The sequence below is a fragment of the Pelomonas candidula genome, assembly GCF_043555985.1.
GTDB classification, from domain to species: domain Bacteria; phylum Pseudomonadota; class Gammaproteobacteria; order Burkholderiales; family Burkholderiaceae_C; genus Pelomonas; species Pelomonas candidula.
Genome location: NZ_JBIGIC010000018.1, coordinates 34,641 through 50,290, shown reverse-complemented (window position 1 = coordinate 50,290; position 15,650 = coordinate 34,641). Strand labels below are relative to the sequence as shown.

Here is a 15,650-nt window from a genome sequence, read left to right as displayed (position 1 = left end):
TCAGGCTGACTCTCATCAGCACTGCCCGACGGTTGAGGGCGGATCCGAAGCCAGGCAATTGGGAGCGAGGATGCTCACGGACCTGACGTTCGGCGAAGCTGCGCATTATGCATTGAAAGCCAAAGAGCCGTCAATGCCCTGCGCCGAAGTTTTTTCAGGGCGGCATCGCCGCCCCGCCGGACCTCAGGCTTTGGCCTGCGCCAACAGCGTCGCGGCGTCGCTGACCTCGAACTTGCCGGGCGCCTCGACGTTCAGCGACTGGACGACGCCGTCCTTGACCAGCATGGAGTAGCGCTGCGAACGCACACCGAAGCCCTTGGCGGTCAGGTCGAACACGAGGTCCACGGCCTTGGTGAAGGCCGCGCTGCCGTCCGCCATCATGCGCACCTTGCCGGCCGTCTTCTGCTCGCGGCCCCAGGCGCCCATGACGAAGGCATCGTTGACCGACACGCACCAGATCTCGTCGACGCCGGCGGCCTTGAAGGCGTCAGCCTGGGCCACGTAACCTGGCACATGCTGGGCGGAACAGGTCGGCGTGAAGGCGCCGGGCAGCGCGAAGATCGCCACGGTCTTGCCTGCCGTGGCTTTCTCGATGTCGAAGCTGTTGGGGCCCAGGCTGCAGCCATCGCCCTCGATTTCAATAAATTCCTGCAGGCTGCCGGCCGGCAGCTTGTCGCCCACTTTGATCATGTGTTGCTCCACGGGTTGGAAATGAAAAAGCCGGAGCACCAGTTTCCCAGTGCGCCGGCTTCAGCGGTCAGGTGACCGACGGTCTTAGACGAGTTGCGCCTTCTCAACCAGGCGGGTCACAGCCCAGGCCTTGGTCTTGGAGACCGGACGGGTCTCGCTGATCTCGACGACGTCACCGATCTTGTACTCGTTGTTTTCGTCGTGAGCGTGGTACTTGCGCGAGCGGGCCACGATCTTGCCGTACAGCTCGTGCTTGGCACGGCGCTCGACGAGCACGGTCACGGTCTTGGCGCGGGCGTCGCTGACGACCTTGCCGACCAGGGTGCGCACGTTCTTCACTTGGGCCTCAGTCATTTCGCGGCCTCCTTCTTCTTTTGTGCCAGGACAGTCTTGGCACGCGCGATGTCGCGGCGGGTCTTACCCAGCTGGCTGTGGTTGGTCAGCTGCTGGGTGGCCTTTTGCATGCGCAGGCCGAAGTGGGCCTTCAGCAGATCGGTCACTTCCTTCTCGAGGGCAGCGACGTCCTTGGCGCGGAGTTCAGATGCTTTCATGGTGTCCTTCCTCAGGTACCGACCTGACGGGCCACGAAGGTGCAACGCAGCGGCAGCTTGGCAGCGGCCAGCGTGAATGCCTCACGAGCAAGCTGCTCGGGGACGCCATTCACTTCGTAGATCACCTTACCGGGCTGGATTTCAGCGACGTAGTACTCGGGATTGCCCTTGCCGTTACCCATCCGGACTTCGGCGGGCTTCTGCGAGATGGGCTTGTCCGGGAACACGCGGATGAAGATCCGGCCGCCACGCTTGATGTGACGCGAGATCGCGCGGCGAGCCGCTTCGATCTGACGGGCCGTCAGACGGCCGCGTTCCGTGGCCTTCAGGCCGAAGTCACCGAAAGACACCGCGGCGCCGCGGGTCGCAACACCGGTGTTGCGGCCTTTCTGCTCCTTGCGGTACTTGCGACGATTAGGTTGCAGCATGCTTATTCTCCTTTGGCCTCACCGGCGGCGGGAACCTTGCGGACCACGCGCTTGCCAGCGGGCTTGGCTGCGTCACCCGTGGGGGCGGCGGCAGCGGGCTGATCTGCTCCGTCACGCGGGCCACGATCGCCACCCGGACGGCCGCGGCCACCAGGAGCGCCCGGGCGGGCGTTACGGCGCGGGCGACGATCGTCTTCGGCGCCTGCGGGGGTGTTGATGACGGGAGCCTCGCCATTGGCCAGGCGGTCACCGCGATAGACCCACACCTTGACGCCGATGACGCCATAGGTGGTCTTGGCTTCGGAGAAGCCGTAGTCGATGTCGGCCTTCAGGGTGTGCAGGGGCACACGACCTTCGCGATACCACTCGGTGCGAGCGATTTCGATGCCGTTCAGACGACCAGCGCTCATGATCTTGATGCCCTGGGCACCCAGACGCATGGCGTTCTGCATCGCGCGCTTCATCGCGCGGCGGAACATGATGCGCTTTTCGAGCTGTTGCGTGATCGAGTCGGCGATCAGCTGGGCATCGACTTCAGGCTTGCGCACCTCTTCGATGTTGACGGCGACGGGCACGCCCAGACGCTTGGTCAGCTCAGCCTTCAGGTTCTCGATGTCCTCGCCCTTCTTGCCGATCACGACGCCCGGACGAGCCGAGAAGATCGTGATGCGGGCGTTCTTGGCGGGGCGCTCGATCAGGATGCGCGAGACGGCGGCATTCTTGAGCTTGGCCTTCAGGTACTCACGAACTTGCAGGTCTTCGGCCAGCATCGTGGCGAAGTTCTGGTTGTTCGCGTACCAGCGCGAAGCCCAATTGCGGGTGACGGGAAGGCGGAAGCCAACCGGATGGATTTTCTGTCCCATAGTCTTCCTTGCGCCTTAGTTGCCGACGGCCACGAAGATGTGGCACGTGGGCTTGCTGATGCGGTTGCCGCGGCCCTTGGCGCGAGCCGAGAAGCGCTTCAGCGTGGCACCCTGCTCGACGTAGATCGAGGTGACCTTGAGTTCATCGATGTCAGCGCCGTCATTGTGCTCGGCGTTGGCGATGGCGCTTTCCAGCGCCTTCTTGATGATCACGGCCGCCTTCTTCTGGGTGAATTCCAGGATGTTCAGCGCTTGATCCACCTTCTTGCCGCGGATCAGGTCCGCCACGAGGCGGCCCTTATCGCAGGACAGGCGGACGCCGCGAACGATTGCTTTGGTTTCCATCGTCGACATCCTTACTTCTTCCCGGCCTTCTTGTCGGCCGGGTGGCCCTTGAAGGTGCGGGTCAGTGCGAATTCACCCAGCTTGTGGCCGACCATCTGGTCAGACACATAGACCGGCACGTGCTGCTTGCCGTTGTGCACGGCGATCGTCAGACCGATGAACTCGGGCAGGATCGTCGAGCGACGCGACCAGGTCTTGATGGGCTTCTTGTCCTTGTTGGCAACAGCCTTGTCGACCTTGGCCTGCAGGTGGTGGTCGACGAAGGGGCCCTTCTTCAGTGAACGAGTCATGGCCTAGCCCTTACTTCTTGCGACGCGAGACGATGAACGTCTGCGTGCGCTTGTTGTTGCGAGTGCGGTAGCCCTTCGTCAGGGTGTTCCACGGCGACACAGGGACCTGGCCCTCGCCGGTGCGGCCTTCGCCACCACCGTGCGGGTGATCCACCGGGTTCATCGCCACGCCGCGAACGGTCGGACGGATACCCTTCCAGCGGATCGCGCCGGCCTTGCCGTACTGGCGCAGGCTGTGCTCTTCGTTGCTGACTTCACCGATGGTGGCGCGGCAGTCGATATGCACGCGACGCACTTCACCGGAGCGCAGGCGGATCTGGGCGTACACGCCTTCACGAGCCATCAGGACAGCGGAGGTGCCGGCCGAACGGATCATCTGGGCGCCCTTGCCAGGCTGCAGCTCGATGCAGTGGATGGTCGAACCCACCGGAATGTTGCGGATGGGCAGCGTGTTGCCAGCCTTGATCGGCGCTTCCGAGCCGCTCAGGATGGTCGAACCCACTTCCAGACCGCGCGGGGCGATCACGTAGCGGCGCTCGCCGTCGGCGTACACCACCAGCGCGATGTGGGCGGTGCGGTTCGGGTCGTACTCGATGGTCTCGACCTTGGCCGGAATGCCGTCCTTGTTGCGCTTGAAGTCGACCACGCGGTAGTGGTGCTTGTGACCACCGCCCTTGTGGCGAATCGTGATGTGACCGTTGTTGTTGCGGCCGGAGTTCTGCTTTTGCGGCTCAAGCAAAGCTGCGTGGGGCGCGCCCTTGTGCAGATGCTTGTGCACCACCTTGACGACGCCACGGCGGCCGGGCGAAGTCGGCTTGACTTTGACGATGGCCATTTACGCGGCCTCCCCGGAGAAATTGAGCTCTTGACCGGCCTTGAGGGCCACGTAGGCCTTCTTGACGTGGTCGCGGCGGCCAGCACGGCCACCAAAGCGCTTGGTCTTGCCCTTGACGTTGACCACGCTGACCGACTCGACTTCGACCTTGAACATCAGTTCAACAGCGGCCTTGATCTCGGGCTTGGTGGCGTCGCGCAGGACCTTGAACAGCACTTGATTGTGCTTCTCGGCGACTTGCGTGGCCTTCTCGGACACGATGGGCGCGAGCAGCACGGAGGCCAGACGGCCTTCGGAATACTTGGGGGCGCTCATGCCAGCATCTCCTTGAGTTGCTCGACCGCAGCCTTGGTCACCAGCACCTTCTTGTAGAAGACCAGCGACAGGGGGTCGGCGTAGCGCGGCTCGACGACGAGCACGTTGGCCAGGTTGCGCGAGGCCAGCAGCAGGTTGTCGTCCACGGTGTCGGCGATGACCATCACCGAGTCCAGACCCATGGCCTTGAACTTGGCGGCCAGCAGCTTGGTCTTGGGGGCTTCAACCGAGATCGAATCCACCACGGCCAGGCGGCCTTCGCGGGCCAGCTGCGACAGAATCGCGGCCATGCCGGCGCGGTACATCTTCTTGTTCAGCTTGTGCGAGAAGTTCTCGTCAGGCAGGTTCGGGAAGATGCGACCGCCCCCGCGCCACAGCGGCGACGAGGTCATACCGGCGCGAGCGCGGCCGGTGCCCTTCTGGCGGAAGGGCTTCTTGGTCGAGTGGTGGACCTGTTCACGGTCCTTCTGGGCGCGGGTGCCTTGGCGGGCGTTGGCCTGGAAGGCCACGACCACCTGGTGCACCAGGGCTTCGTTGTAGTCGCGAGCGAAGACGGTGTCAGGCGCGTCCACCTTGGCGGTGGCCTGACCCTGCTCGTTCAGGAGCTCGAGCTGCATCAGTTGGCTCCCTTCTTGATCTTGACCTTGACGGCGGGGCGAACGACGACGTGGCCGTTCTTGGAACCCGGCACCGCACCACGGACCAGCAGCAGCGAACGGGCTTCGTCCACGCGCACGATGTCGAGGTTTTGGGTGGTGACGGTTTCGTCGCCCATGTGGCCGGTCATCTTCTTGCCCGGAAACACACGGCCCGGGTCCTGCGCCATGGAGATCGAGCCCGGCACATTGTGCGAACGGCTGTTACCGTGCGACGCGCGCTGCGAGCTGAAGTTGTGGCGCTTGATGGTGCCGGCGTAGCCCTTGCCGATAGACGTGCCTTGCACGTCGACCAGTTGGCCCGTGGCGAACAGCGTCACAGGGACGGTCGCGCCAGCCTGGTACTGGGCAGCGACGTCGGCCTCGACGCGGAATTCCTTGAGGATTTCACCGGCTTCGACACCTGCCTTGGCGAGGTGGCCGGCTTCAGGCTTGGTGACGCGCGAAGCTTTGCGCGTACCGAACGCCACCTGGATGGCGCTGTAGCCGTCGGTCTCTTGGGTCTTGACCTGGGTCACGCGGTTGTTGGACACGTCCAGCACCGTCACGGGAATGGCATCGCCATCGTCCGTGAAGATGCGCATCATGCCCACCTTGCGGCCCAGCAAACCGAGACGGTTGCTCAGACTCATGTTTTTCTCCAGCCCCCTTGGCTTGCGCCGCAGAAGCTATTGCGAACACCCGACATCGATTGGCCGGGCTGACCTTGCAACGCCATCGAGATGACGCTGCGCGAATTCCGAGCAGGCATAGGCCAACCCGGGAAAGCTGGCGAGTATAGCGCGAGGGATTGCCCTGATGCAAGCATCTCGCCCGCCACGCCGCAAAAGAACAAAGCCCCAGCCTGTCGAGACAGGGCCGGGGCCTTGGGGTTCGGAAGCCCGCAGGCCTCGCGAATTACTGCAGCTTGATTTCGACGTCGACGCCGGCGGGCAGGTCGAGCTTCATCAGCGCATCAACCGTCTTGTCGGTCGGGTCGACGATGTCCATCAGGCGCTGGTGGGTGCGGATCTCGAACTGGTCGCGGCTGGTCTTGTTGACGTGCGGCGAACGCAGGATGTCGAAACGCTCCAGACGGGTCGGCAGGGGCACGGGGCCCTTGACGATGGCGCCGGTACGCTTGGCGGTCTCGACGATCTCGAGGGCCGACTGGTCGATCAGCTTGTAGTCAAACGCCTTCAGGCGGATGCGGATCTTTTGCTTTTGCATGACTGTTCCTTAAAGAGCGGGTGAGCACCGGGCGGCAGCCGCCCGGCGCACGGTCACGCAGTGATTACGCGAGGATCGTGGCGACGACGCCGGAGCCGACGGTGCGACCGCCTTCACGGATGGCGAAGCGCAGGCCGGTTTCCATCGCGATCGGCGCGATCAGCTTGACGGTGATGCCGACGTTGTCGCCGGGCATGACCATTTCCTTGTCCTTCGGCAGCTCGACGGCACCGGTCACGTCCGTCGTGCGGAAGTAGAACTGGGGACGGTAGTTGTTGAAGAACGGGGTGTGGCGGCCGCCCTCTTCCTTGCTCAGAACGTAGATCTCAGCGGTGAAGTGGGTGTGGGGCTTGATGGTGCCGGGCTTGGCCAGGACTTGGCCGCGCTCGACGTCTTCACGCTTGGTGCCGCGCAGCAGGATGCCGACGTTGTCGCCTGCTTGACCTTGGTCCAGCAGCTTGCGGAACATTTCGACGCCCGTGACCGTGGTCTTCTGGACTTCGCGGATGCCGACGATTTCGATTTCTTCGCCGACCTTGATGATGCCGCGCTCGACGCGACCGGTCACGACGGTGCCGCGGCCCGAGATCGAGAACACGTCTTCCACCGGCAGCAGGAAGGCGCCGTCAACGGCACGGTCCGGCTGGGGGATGTAGGTGTCCAGGGCTTCGGCCAGGCGCATGATGGCTTGTTCGCCCAGGTCGCCGGTGTCGCCTTCCAGGGCCAGCTTGGCCGAACCCTTGATGATGGGGGTGTCGTCGCCAGGGAAGTCGTACTTGGACAGGAGTTCGCGAACTTCCATTTCGACCAGCTCGAGCAGCTCGGCGTCGTCGACCATGTCGCACTTGTTCAGGAAGACGATGATGTACTTCACGCCGACCTGGCGAGCCAGCAGGATGTGCTCGCGGGTCTGGGGCATCGGGCCGTCAGCGGCCGAGCACACCAGGATGGCGCCGTCCATCTGGGCGGCACCGGTGATCATGTTCTTGACGTAGTCGGCGTGGCCGGGGCAGTCAACGTGCGCGTAGTGGCGGTTGGCCGTCTCGTATTCGACGTGCGCGGTGTTGATCGTGATGCCGCGGGCCTTTTCTTCCGGAGCCGCGTCGATCTGGTCGTAGGCCTTGGCCTCGCCACCGAACTTCTTGGACAGCACGGTCGCGATCGCTGCCGTCAGCGTCGTCTTGCCGTGGTCCACGTGACCGATCGTGCCCACGTTCACGTGCGGCTTGGTCCGCTCAAACTTGCCTTTTGCCATTTCAAATCTCCAAAAAGAGCATCTCGCCAGTCTGTTGGTTTAGCGTTTCCGTAGTGCCCGTGATTCCCGCCGACTGGCCAGACGGGCGGGCAGCTACGAAGACGATTCTTTAGAAGCGGATCAGGACTTGCCGCGCGCCAGGATGATGGCGTCGGCAACGTTCTTGGGCGCTTCGGAGTAGTGCTTGAACTCCATCGTGTAGGTGGCGCGGCCTTGCGTGGCCGAGCGCAGCGACGTCGAGTAGCCGAACATTTCGCTCAGCGGGACTTCGGCCTTGATGACCTTGCCGCCGCCGACCATGTCGTCCATGCCCTGCACCATGCCGCGACGGCTGGACAGGTCGCCCATGACGGTACCGGCGTAGTCTTCCGGCGTCTCGACTTCCACGGCCATCATCGGCTCGAGGATGACGGGGCCGGCGCGGCGCATGGCTTCCTTGAAACCCATGGACGCGGCCATCTTGAACGCGTTTTCGTTCGAGTCGACGTCGTGGTACGAACCGAAGGTCAGCGTGGCCTTCACGTCGACGACCGGGAAGCCGGCCAGCACGCCGTTCGGCAGGCTGTCGATGATGCCCTTCTCGACCGCGGGGATGTATTCGCGAGGAACCACACCGCCCTTGATGGCGTCGACGAACTCGAAGCCCTTGCCCGGCTCTTGCGGCTCGAGCGTCAGCACGACGTGACCGTACTGGCCCTTACCACCGGACTGGCGAACGAACTTGCCTTCGACGTCGGTCGCGGTCTTGCGGATGGTTTCGCGGTAGGCCACCTGCGGCTTGCCGACGTTGGCTTCCACGCCGAACTCGCGCTTCATGCGGTCGACGATGATTTCCAGGTGCAGCTCGCCCATGCCGGAGATGATGGTCTGGCCGGACTCTTCGTCGGTGCGCAGACGGAACGACGGGTCTTCGGCAGCCAGACGGCCCAGCGCGAGGCCCATCTTTTCCTGGTCGGCCTTGGTCTTCGGCTCGACGGCCTGCGAGATCACGGGCTCCGGGAAGATCATCTTTTCCAGCGTGATGATGCTGTCCGGGTCGCACAGGGTTTCACCCGTGGTGACGTCCTTCAGGCCCACGCAGGCGGCGATGTCGCCAGCCAGAATTTCCTTGATTTCTTCACGCTGGTTGGCGTGCATCTGCAGAATCCGGCCGATGCGCTCCTTCTTGCCGCGGATCGGGTTGTAGACGGTCGCGCCCGACTGCAGCACGCCCGAGTACACGCGCACGAAGGTCAGCTGGCCGACGTAGGGGTCAGTCATCAGCTTGAAGGCCAGCGCCGAGAACTTCTCTTCGTCGGTGCGCTGACGCGTGATCGGCTGGTCGTCTTCGTCCGTGCCCGAGACCGGCGGGATGTCCAGCGGCGAGGGCAGGAAGTCGATGACGGCATCCAGCATGCGCTGCACGCCCTTGTTCTTGAAGGCGGTGCCGCACAGCATCGGCTGGATTTCCGTCGCGATCGTGCGCTGGCGGATGGCCGTCTTGATTTCTTCCTCGGACAGATCCCCCGTCTCGAGGTACTTGTTCATCAGCTCTTCGGTGGCTTCGGCAGCGGCCTCGACCATCTTCTCGCGCCATTCCTGGGCGACGCCGACGAGGTCAGCGGGGATGTCTTCGAAGGTGAACTTCATGCCCTGGGAAGCCTCGTCCCAGATGATGGCCTTCATCTTGAAGAGGTCCACCACACCCTTGAAGCCCTCTTCAGCGCCGATGGGAATGACCACGGGCACGGGGTTGGCCTTCAGGCGGGTCTTCATCTGGTCGACGACCTTGAAGAAGTTCGCGCCGGTGCGGTCCATCTTGTTGACGAACGCGAGGCGGGGCACCTTGTACTTGTTGGCCTGGCGCCAGACGGTTTCCGACTGGGGCTGCACACCACCCACGGCGCAGTACACCATGCAGGCACCGTCCAGGACGCGCATCGAGCGCTCGACTTCAATCGTGAAGTCCACGTGTCCAGGGGTGTCGATGATGTTGAAGCGGTGCTCGGGGTAGGACATGTCCATGCCCTTCCAGAAGCAGGTCGTCGCGGCCGACGTGATCGTGATGCCGCGCTCTTGCTCCTGTTCCATCCAGTCCATCGTGGCGGCGCCGTCATGCACCTCACCGATCTTGTGGTTCACACCGGTGTAGTAGAGGATGCGCTCGGTCGTGGTGGTCTTGCCGGCATCGATGTGCGCGGAGATACCGATGTTGCGGTAGCGCTCGATGGGGGTTTTGCGGGCCATGGTTTGCTCCAGAAGACAGGAGCCGCCAGCGGGTTGGTAGAAACCCGAGGCGGCTGAAAGACAGTGGTTTAGAAGCGGAAGTGCGAGAAGGCCTTGTTGGCTTCTGCCATGCGGTGGACTTCGTCACGCTTCTTCATCGCGCCGCCGCGGCCTTCAGCGGCCTCCAGCAGCTCGTTGGCCAGGCGTTGGGCCATCGACTTCTCACCGCGCTTGCGAGCGGATTCCTTCAGCCAGCGCATGGCGAGAGCCATCCGGCGGACAGGGCGAACTTCCACGGGAACTTGGTAGTTCGCACCACCGACACGGCGGGACTTCACTTCAACCATGGGCTTCACGTTGTTCAGGGCGACCATGAACACTTCCAGCGGGTCCTTGCCGATCTTCTTTTCGACCTGGTCCAGAGCACCGTAGATGATGCGCTCGGCGACGGCCTTCTTGCCCGATTCCATGATGACGTTCATGAACTTGGACAGATCGACGGAACCGAACTTGGGGTCCGGCAGGATTTCGCGCTTGGGTACTTCGCGACGACGTGGCATGGGATTCTTCCTTCTGCTTCAGTTGGAGGGGCTTGTCGCCTCGCTCCGCTGGACAACCACCGACATCTGGGGCTTGTCCACTTACTCGACCTACCGACAACTCAGAGGCCGCAACAACGTTGGGTCAGCAGATGTGCTGAGCCCGAACAGACGATTTACTTCTTCGGACGCTTGGCGCCGTACTTGGAACGGGCCTGCTTGCGATCCTTGACGCCTTGCAGGTCCAGCGAACCGCGCACGATGTGGTAACGAACACCGGGCAAGTCCTTCACACGGCCGCCGCGCACGAGCACGACGCTGTGTTCTTGCAGGTTGTGGCCTTCGCCGCCGATGTAGGAGATGACCTCGAAGCCGTTGGTCAGGCGCACCTTGGCGACCTTACGCAGCGCGGAGTTCGGCTTCTTCGGCGTGGTGGTGTAGACGCGGGTGCAGACACCGCGGCGCTGCGGGCAGTTCTGCATCGCAGGCGACTTGGACTTGGTGACCTCGGCCTCACGACCGTGGCGCACCAGCTGATTGATGGTTGGCATTACGACTTGTTCCCGTTTGAAGTCAGTGAACCTCACTTTTCGGGCGCGCAGGAATGCACCACCCAAAAGGCGAAGAGCCGAGGATTGTAGACCGCTGGCAATTCCGGCACAAGGGTCTGCCCGGAGGCCGGGGTAAGCTGGCGGCAATGGACACCCCCGCTCCGTCTGCCGCTGCAACCGCCCCACTGGAAACGGACGAACGACCGGCCATCGTCATCGACACCCAGGTCGTCATGGACTGGCTGGTCTTCCGAGACGAGCGCGTGCAGGCGCTGACCACGGCCGTCACGTCAGGCCGGCTGCGCTGGCTGGTCGCGCCGGCGATGCGCGACGAGATCCGCCACGTGCTGGGCCGCGGCGTCGCGGCAAGCTACGCGCCTGACCTGGCCTTCATCGAGGCGCAGTTCGACGCCCACGCGCTCGCCGTCGACGCTGCCGGGCTGCAGCCGCTGGCCGGACGGCTGGTCTGCCGCGACCCAGACGACCAGAAGTTCATCGATCTCGCGCTGGCCGCCGGCGCGCGCTGGCTGGTCTCCCGCGACAAGGCCGTGCTGGCACTGGCGAAGCGCGCACGGCTGCGCGGCCTGGCGATCGTGACACCGGAGCGCTGGTCACCGGACTGATCCCGCCAATGAAAAAGCCGCCCGCGGCGTGAACCGGGGCGGCTTTGAGGGGCGAAGGCCCCGTGGCGCTTACTCGGCGGCGCCGTCGTCGGCGTCCACACCCGCCATCTGCGCAGCAGCCAGCTCCTCGGCTTCCTGCAGGGCGATGGCGCGGCGCTCGGCATCGTCCATCGCTTCCTTGGCGCGGCGCGCTTCGTGGAAAGCCATGCCGGTACCAGCCGGGATCAGACGACCGACGATGACGTTTTCCTTCAGGCCACGCAGTTCGTCGCGCTTGCCCATGATGGCAGCCTCGGTGAGCACGCGGGTCGTTTCCTGGAAGGAAGCGGCCGAGATGAAGGAGTCCGTCGACAGCGAGGCCTTGGTGATGCCCAGCAGCACGTCTGCGTGCGTGGCGATCAGCTTGCCTTCCTTGCGCAGCTTGTCGTTGGTGTCCAGCAGCTCCGAACGCTCGACCTGCTCGTTCAGGATGTAGTGCGAGTCACCCGGGTTGGTGATGGTCACGCGACGCAGCATCTGGCGAACGATCACCTCGATGTGCTTGTCGTTGATCTTCACGCCCTGGAGTCGGTACACGTCCTGGACTTCGTCGACGATGTAGCGGGCCAGTTCCTCGATGCCCAGCAGGCGCAGGATGTCCTGCGGGTCCGCTGCGCCGTCGACGATCAGTTCGCCGCGGTTGACCACCTGGCCTTCGTGCACCAGGATATTCTTTTCCTTGGGCACCAGCTCCTCGTGGGCCTTGCCGTCCGGGTCGGTGATCTGCAGGCGGATCTTGCCCTTGGTCTCCTTGCCGAACGACACCGTGCCGGTCTGCTCGGCCAGCACGCCAACATCCTTCGGCGAGCGGGCTTCGAAGAGCTCGGCAACGCGCGGCAGACCGCCGGTGATGTCGCGGGTCTTCTGGCCTTCGACCGGGATACGGGCGAGCACTTCACCGGGCAGCAGTTCCTGGCCGTCGCGGATCTGGATCAGCGCGCCGACCTGGAAGCCGATGGCCACCGAGTGGTCGGTACCGGGGATCTTGACCTCGTGGCCTTGCGCGTCCAGCAGCTTGACCTGCGGGCGCACGACCTTGGCGGCGCCGCGGCGCTTCGGGTCGATGACGACCAGGGTCGACAGACCGGTCACCTCGTCCACCTGCTTGGCGACGGTCACGCCTTCCTCGACGTTCTCGAACTTCGCCTGACCGGCGAATTCCGTGATGATCGGGCGGGTCAGCGGGTCCCAGTTCGCGAGCACCAGCCCGGCCTTGATGACCTGGCTGGCCTTGATGTTCAGCACGGCGCCGTACGGCACCTTGTGACGCTCGCGCTCGCGGCCGTGCGGGTCGGCAATGATGATCTCGCCGGAGCGGGAAATCACGACCAGTTCACCCTTGCCGTTGGTCACGTAGCGCATCGTGGCGTTGAAGCCGATGATGCCGTCCGACTTGGCTTCGACGCTCGAGGCCACGGCAGCGCGCGACGCGGCGCCGCCGATGTGGAACGTCCGCATCGTCAGCTGCGTGCCCGGTTCACCGATGGACTGCGCGGCGATGACGCCCACGGCCTCACCCGTATTGACCAGACCGCCACGGCCGAGGTCACGGCCATAGCACTTGGCGCACAGGCCGAAGCGCGTGCCGCAGGTCAGCGGCGTGCGAACCTTGATCTCGTCCACGCCGGCCTGTTCCAGCACGTCGAGGGTGTCTTCGTCCAGCATCTTGCCGGCAGCCAGCAGCGAGGCTTGCGTCTCGGGGTGGACGACGTCGATGGCGGTCACGCGGCCCAGCACGCGGTCGCGCAGGGATTCGATGACTTCACCGCCTTCGACCAGGGCGCGCATGGCCATGCCGTTGTCGGTGCCGCAATCGTCTTCGATGACGACCAGGTCCTGGGTCACGTCGACCAGACGACGCGTCAGGTAGCCCGAGTTCGCGGTCTTCAACGCCGTGTCCGCCAGGCCCTTACGGGCGCCGTGGGTGGAGATGAAGTACTGCAACACGTTCAGACCTTCACGGAAGTTCGCCGTGATGGGCGTCTCGATGATGGAGCCGTCCGGCTTGGCCATCAGGCCGCGCATGCCGGCCAACTGGCGAATCTGGGCGGCGGAACCCCGCGCGCCCGAGTCGGCCATCATGTAGATCGAGTTGAACGACTCCTGATCGACGGTCTTGCCGTGGCGATCAATCGTCTTCTCGACCTTCAGGTGGTCCATCATCTTCTTGCCGATTTCGTCACCGGCCTTGCCCCAGATGTCCACGACCTTGTTGTAGCGCTCGCCGGCGGTCACGAGACCCGAGACGTACTGCTGCTCGATCTCCTTGACCTCGTTCTCGGCGCGCTCGATCAGCGTGTGCTTCTGAGCGGGCACCAGCATGTCGTCGATGGCGATCGAGATGCCGGCGCGCGTGGCGAGCTTGAAGCCGCTCTGCAGCAGCTTGTCGGCCAGCACCACGGTTTCCTTCAGGCCGCACTTGCGGAAGCTCGTGTTGATGAGACGCGAGATTTCCTTCTTCTTCAGCGCCTTGTTGATGTTGCTGAACGGCAGGCCCTTGGGCAGGATTTCCGACAGCAGGGCGCGGCCGACGGTCGTGTCCGTCAGTTTGGTCTCGGGCACGAACTCGCCCGTTTCCTTGTCCTTGGTCCACTCGGTCAGGCGCACGCTGATCTTGGCGGTGATTTCGACGGCGCCGTTTTCCAGCGCGCGGATCACTTCCGGGATGTCCGAGAAGATCAGACCTTCGCCCTTGCCATTCGTGCGCTCGCGGGTGGCGTAGTACAGGCCCAGCACCACGTCCTGCGACGGGACGATGGACGGTTCGCCGGAGGCAGGGAACAGCACGTTGTTGGAGGCCAGCATCAGCGTGCGGGCTTCCATCTGCGCTTCGATCGACAGCGGCACGTGGACGGCCATCTGGTCACCGTCGAAGTCGGCGTTGAAGGCCGAGCAGACGAGCGGGTGCAGCTGGATGGCCTTGCCTTCGATCAGCACGGGCTCGAAGGCCTGGATGCCGAGGCGGTGCAGCGTCGGGGCGCGGTTCAGCAGAACCGGGTGCTCCTTGATGACCTCTTCCAGGATGTCCCAGACCACGGGGGTGCCGGATTCGACTTCCTTCTTGGCGGCCTTGATCGTCGTCGCGATGCCCATGGCTTCGAGACGGCTGAAGATGAAGGGCTTGAACAGCTCCAGCGCCATCAGCTTGGGCAGGCCGCACTGATGCAGCTTGAGGTACGGGCCCACGGTAATGACCGAACGACCCGAGTAGTCGACGCGCTTGCCCAGCAGGTTCTGACGGAAGCGACCGCTCTTGCCCTTGATCATGTCGGCCAGCGACTTGAGGGCACGCTTGTTCGCGCCGGTCATCGCCTTGCCGCGGCGGCCGTTGTCCAGCAGCGAGTCGACGGCTTCCTGCAGCATGCGCTTTTCGTTGCGCACGATGATTTCAGGGGCCTTCAGCTCCAGCAGGCGGGCCAGGCGGTTGTTGCGGTTGATGACGCGACGGTAGAGGTCGTTCAGGTCGGAGGTCGCGAAGCGGCCGCCGTCCAGCGGCACCAGCGGACGCAGGTCCGGCGGCAGCACGGGCAGCACGTCCAGCACCATCCAGTTCGGCTTGATGCCGGACTTCTTGAAGGCCTCCATGACCTTCAGGCGCTTGGAGTTCTTCTTGACCTTGAGCTCGGAGCCGGTCATGTCGTTGCGCAGGCGATCGATCTCGATGTCGAGATCCATCTCCTCCAGCAGCTTCTTGATGCCCTCGGCGCCCATCAGCGCGATGAATTCGTCGCCGAATTCGATGCGCTTCGCGTCGTAGTCGTCCTCGCTCATGATCGAGAACTTCTTCAGCGGGGTCATGCCCGGGTCGACGACGACGTAGGCTTCGAAGTACAGCACGCGCTCGATGTCGCGCAGCGTCATGTCGAGCACCAGGCCCAGACGCGACGGCAGCGACTTCAGGAACCAGATGTGCGCGCAGGGCGCCGCCAGGTCGATGTGGCCCATGCGGTCACGGCGGACCTTGGTCTGCGTGACTTCGACGCCGCACTTCTCGCAGATGACGCCGCGGTGCTTCAGGCGCTTGTACTTGCCGCACAGGCACTCGTAGTCCTTGATCGGGCCAAAGATCTTGGCGCAGAACAGGCCGTCACGCTCGGGCTTGAAGGTGCGGTAGTTGATGGTCTCGGGCTTCTTCACCTCGCCGAACGACCAGCTGCGGATCTTCTCCGGAGATGCCAGGCCGATCTTGATGGCATCGAAATGCTCATCGGGGGTGAATTGCTTGAAAAGGTCGAGTAGTCCCTTCATGCATCTGC

Annotated in this window: 18 protein-coding genes; 1 reads left to right on the top strand and 17 read right to left on the bottom strand. The window is 63.9% G+C overall.

Going from position 1 to position 15,650, the window contains the following annotated elements; translation table 11 throughout:
* Positions 1 to 183: 183 nt before the first annotated feature.
* The 16 genes from ACG04R_RS25735 to rpsL all read right to left on the bottom strand — a co-directional run bounded on the left by ACG04R_RS25735 (position 184) and on the right by rpsL (position 10,732).
* The gene (locus ACG04R_RS25735; protein WP_394416851.1) at positions 184 to 690 is read right to left on the bottom strand and encodes a peroxiredoxin; all 507 of its coding nucleotides are present in this window, start codon (positions 688 to 690) and stop codon (positions 184 to 186) included.
* Between the two features lie 84 nt (positions 691 to 774).
* Positions 775 to 1,044, bottom strand: coding sequence for a 30S ribosomal protein S17 (gene rpsQ, locus ACG04R_RS25730; protein ID WP_394416849.1), 270 nt, complete (start codon positions 1,042 to 1,044; stop codon positions 775 to 777).
* Positions 1,041 to 1,241, bottom strand: coding sequence for a 50S ribosomal protein L29 (gene rpmC, locus ACG04R_RS25725; protein ID WP_394386455.1), 201 nt, complete (start codon positions 1,239 to 1,241; stop codon positions 1,041 to 1,043). The genes rpsQ and rpmC overlap by 4 nt, the downstream gene beginning before the upstream one ends.
* Before the next feature lie 11 nt (positions 1,242 to 1,252).
* Positions 1,253 to 1,669 carry a 50S ribosomal protein L16 gene (rplP, locus tag ACG04R_RS25720; RefSeq protein ID WP_394416847.1) on the bottom strand — a complete coding sequence of 139 codons (417 nt, stop codon included), beginning with the start codon at positions 1,667 to 1,669 and terminating at the stop codon, positions 1,253 to 1,255.
* A 2-nt stretch (positions 1,670 to 1,671) separates the two neighbouring features.
* Entirely contained in the window at positions 1,672 to 2,532 is an 861-nt protein-coding gene (gene rpsC, locus ACG04R_RS25715; RefSeq protein ID WP_394416844.1) for a 30S ribosomal protein S3, read from the bottom strand.
* 15 nt (positions 2,533 to 2,547) lie between these two features.
* On the bottom strand, positions 2,548 to 2,877 hold the full coding sequence (gene rplV / locus ACG04R_RS25710) for a 50S ribosomal protein L22 (RefSeq protein WP_233374577.1): 330 nt from the start codon (positions 2,875 to 2,877) through the stop codon (positions 2,548 to 2,550).
* An 11-nt stretch (positions 2,878 to 2,888) separates the two neighbouring features.
* Positions 2,889 to 3,167: a 30S ribosomal protein S19 gene (rpsS, locus tag ACG04R_RS25705; protein ID WP_088484478.1), complete on the bottom strand. Its 279-nt coding sequence runs from the start codon at positions 3,165 to 3,167 to the stop codon at positions 2,889 to 2,891.
* A 10-nt stretch (positions 3,168 to 3,177) separates the two neighbouring features.
* A complete protein-coding gene (gene rplB, locus ACG04R_RS25700) occupies positions 3,178 to 4,002 on the bottom strand; it encodes a 50S ribosomal protein L2 (protein WP_394416842.1) in 825 nt (274 codons plus the stop codon).
* Entirely contained in the window at positions 4,003 to 4,317 is a 315-nt protein-coding gene (gene rplW / locus ACG04R_RS25695; RefSeq protein ID WP_394416840.1) for a 50S ribosomal protein L23, read from the bottom strand.
* On the bottom strand, positions 4,314 to 4,934 hold the full coding sequence (rplD, locus tag ACG04R_RS25690) for a 50S ribosomal protein L4 (protein ID WP_132576758.1): 621 nt from the start codon (positions 4,932 to 4,934) through the stop codon (positions 4,314 to 4,316). The genes rplW and rplD overlap by 4 nt, the downstream gene beginning before the upstream one ends.
* Positions 4,934 to 5,605, bottom strand: coding sequence for a 50S ribosomal protein L3 (rplC, locus tag ACG04R_RS25685; RefSeq protein ID WP_394416838.1), 672 nt, complete (start codon positions 5,603 to 5,605; stop codon positions 4,934 to 4,936). Before rplC ends, rplD begins: the two co-directional genes overlap by 1 nt.
* A gap of 265 nt (positions 5,606 to 5,870) precedes the next feature.
* Positions 5,871 to 6,182: a 30S ribosomal protein S10 gene (gene rpsJ, locus ACG04R_RS25680; protein WP_132576760.1), complete on the bottom strand. Its 312-nt coding sequence runs from the start codon at positions 6,180 to 6,182 to the stop codon at positions 5,871 to 5,873.
* A gap of 64 nt (positions 6,183 to 6,246) precedes the next feature.
* Positions 6,247 to 7,437 (bottom strand): elongation factor Tu, encoded by a 1,191-nt coding sequence (tuf, locus tag ACG04R_RS25675; protein ID WP_394416815.1) that lies wholly within the window; start codon positions 7,435 to 7,437, stop codon positions 6,247 to 6,249.
* Positions 7,438 to 7,557: 120 nt separating this feature from the next.
* Positions 7,558 to 9,663 carry an elongation factor G gene (gene fusA / locus ACG04R_RS25670; protein ID WP_394416836.1) on the bottom strand — a complete coding sequence of 702 codons (2,106 nt, stop codon included), beginning with the start codon at positions 9,661 to 9,663 and terminating at the stop codon, positions 7,558 to 7,560.
* Positions 9,664 to 9,731: 68 nt separating this feature from the next.
* Positions 9,732 to 10,202 (bottom strand): 30S ribosomal protein S7, encoded by a 471-nt coding sequence (gene rpsG, locus ACG04R_RS25665; protein WP_119046632.1) that lies wholly within the window; start codon positions 10,200 to 10,202, stop codon positions 9,732 to 9,734.
* A 155-nt stretch (positions 10,203 to 10,357) separates the two neighbouring features.
* A complete protein-coding gene (gene rpsL / locus ACG04R_RS25660; RefSeq protein WP_088486369.1) occupies positions 10,358 to 10,732 on the bottom strand; it encodes a 30S ribosomal protein S12 in 375 nt (124 codons plus the stop codon).
* 146 nt (positions 10,733 to 10,878) lie between these two features.
* Here rpsL and ACG04R_RS25655 point away from each other — a divergent pair, with 146 nt between their 5' ends.
* Positions 10,879 to 11,355 carry a PIN domain-containing protein gene (locus ACG04R_RS25655; protein WP_394416833.1) on the top strand — a complete coding sequence of 159 codons (477 nt, stop codon included), beginning with the start codon at positions 10,879 to 10,881 and terminating at the stop codon, positions 11,353 to 11,355.
* Positions 11,356 to 11,424: 69 nt separating this feature from the next.
* Here ACG04R_RS25655 and rpoC read toward each other — a convergent pair whose 3' ends face one another.
* Positions 11,425 to 15,642 (bottom strand): DNA-directed RNA polymerase subunit beta', encoded by a 4,218-nt coding sequence (gene rpoC / locus ACG04R_RS25650; RefSeq protein WP_394416831.1) that lies wholly within the window; start codon positions 15,640 to 15,642, stop codon positions 11,425 to 11,427.
* Positions 15,643 to 15,650 lie beyond the last annotated feature (8 nt).

Excerpts from the sequence above, each read along its gene's own strand:
- rplB (WP_394416842.1), bottom strand. The coding sequence starts at position 4,002 with ATGGCCATCGTCAAAGTCAAGCCGACTTCGCCCGGCCGCCGTGGCGTC.
- rpoC (WP_394416831.1), bottom strand. The coding sequence starts at position 15,642 with ATGAAGGGACTACTCGACCTTTTCAAGCAATTCACCCCCGATGAGCAT.
- rpsL (WP_088486369.1), bottom strand. The coding sequence starts at position 10,732 with ATGCCAACCATCAATCAGCTGGTGCGCCACGGTCGTGAGGCCGAGGTC.
- rpsG (WP_119046632.1), bottom strand. The coding sequence starts at position 10,202 with ATGCCACGTCGTCGCGAAGTACCCAAGCGCGAAATCCTGCCGGACCCC.
- ACG04R_RS25655 (WP_394416833.1), top strand. The coding sequence starts at position 10,879 with ATGGACACCCCCGCTCCGTCTGCCGCTGCAACCGCCCCACTGGAAACG.
- fusA (WP_394416836.1), bottom strand. The coding sequence starts at position 9,663 with ATGGCCCGCAAAACCCCCATCGAGCGCTACCGCAACATCGGTATCTCC.
- tuf (WP_394416815.1), bottom strand. The coding sequence starts at position 7,437 with ATGGCAAAAGGCAAGTTTGAGCGGACCAAGCCGCACGTGAACGTGGGC.
- rpsS (WP_088484478.1), bottom strand. The coding sequence starts at position 3,167 with ATGACTCGTTCACTGAAGAAGGGCCCCTTCGTCGACCACCACCTGCAG.
- ACG04R_RS25735 (WP_394416851.1), bottom strand. The coding sequence starts at position 690 with ATGATCAAAGTGGGCGACAAGCTGCCGGCCGGCAGCCTGCAGGAATTT.
- rplP (WP_394416847.1), bottom strand. The coding sequence starts at position 1,669 with ATGCTGCAACCTAATCGTCGCAAGTACCGCAAGGAGCAGAAAGGCCGC.
- rplC (WP_394416838.1), bottom strand. The coding sequence starts at position 5,605 with ATGAGTCTGAGCAACCGTCTCGGTTTGCTGGGCCGCAAGGTGGGCATG.
- rplV (WP_233374577.1), bottom strand. The coding sequence starts at position 2,877 with ATGGAAACCAAAGCAATCGTTCGCGGCGTCCGCCTGTCCTGCGATAAG.
- rpsQ (WP_394416849.1), bottom strand. The coding sequence starts at position 1,044 with ATGACTGAGGCCCAAGTGAAGAACGTGCGCACCCTGGTCGGCAAGGTC.
- rpmC (WP_394386455.1), bottom strand. The coding sequence starts at position 1,241 with ATGAAAGCATCTGAACTCCGCGCCAAGGACGTCGCTGCCCTCGAGAAG.
- rplW (WP_394416840.1), bottom strand. The coding sequence starts at position 4,317 with ATGAGCGCCCCCAAGTATTCCGAAGGCCGTCTGGCCTCCGTGCTGCTC.
- rpsC (WP_394416844.1), bottom strand. The coding sequence starts at position 2,532 with ATGGGACAGAAAATCCATCCGGTTGGCTTCCGCCTTCCCGTCACCCGC.
- rpsJ (WP_132576760.1), bottom strand. The coding sequence starts at position 6,182 with ATGCAAAAGCAAAAGATCCGCATCCGCCTGAAGGCGTTTGACTACAAG.
- rplD (WP_132576758.1), bottom strand. The coding sequence starts at position 4,934 with ATGCAGCTCGAGCTCCTGAACGAGCAGGGTCAGGCCACCGCCAAGGTG.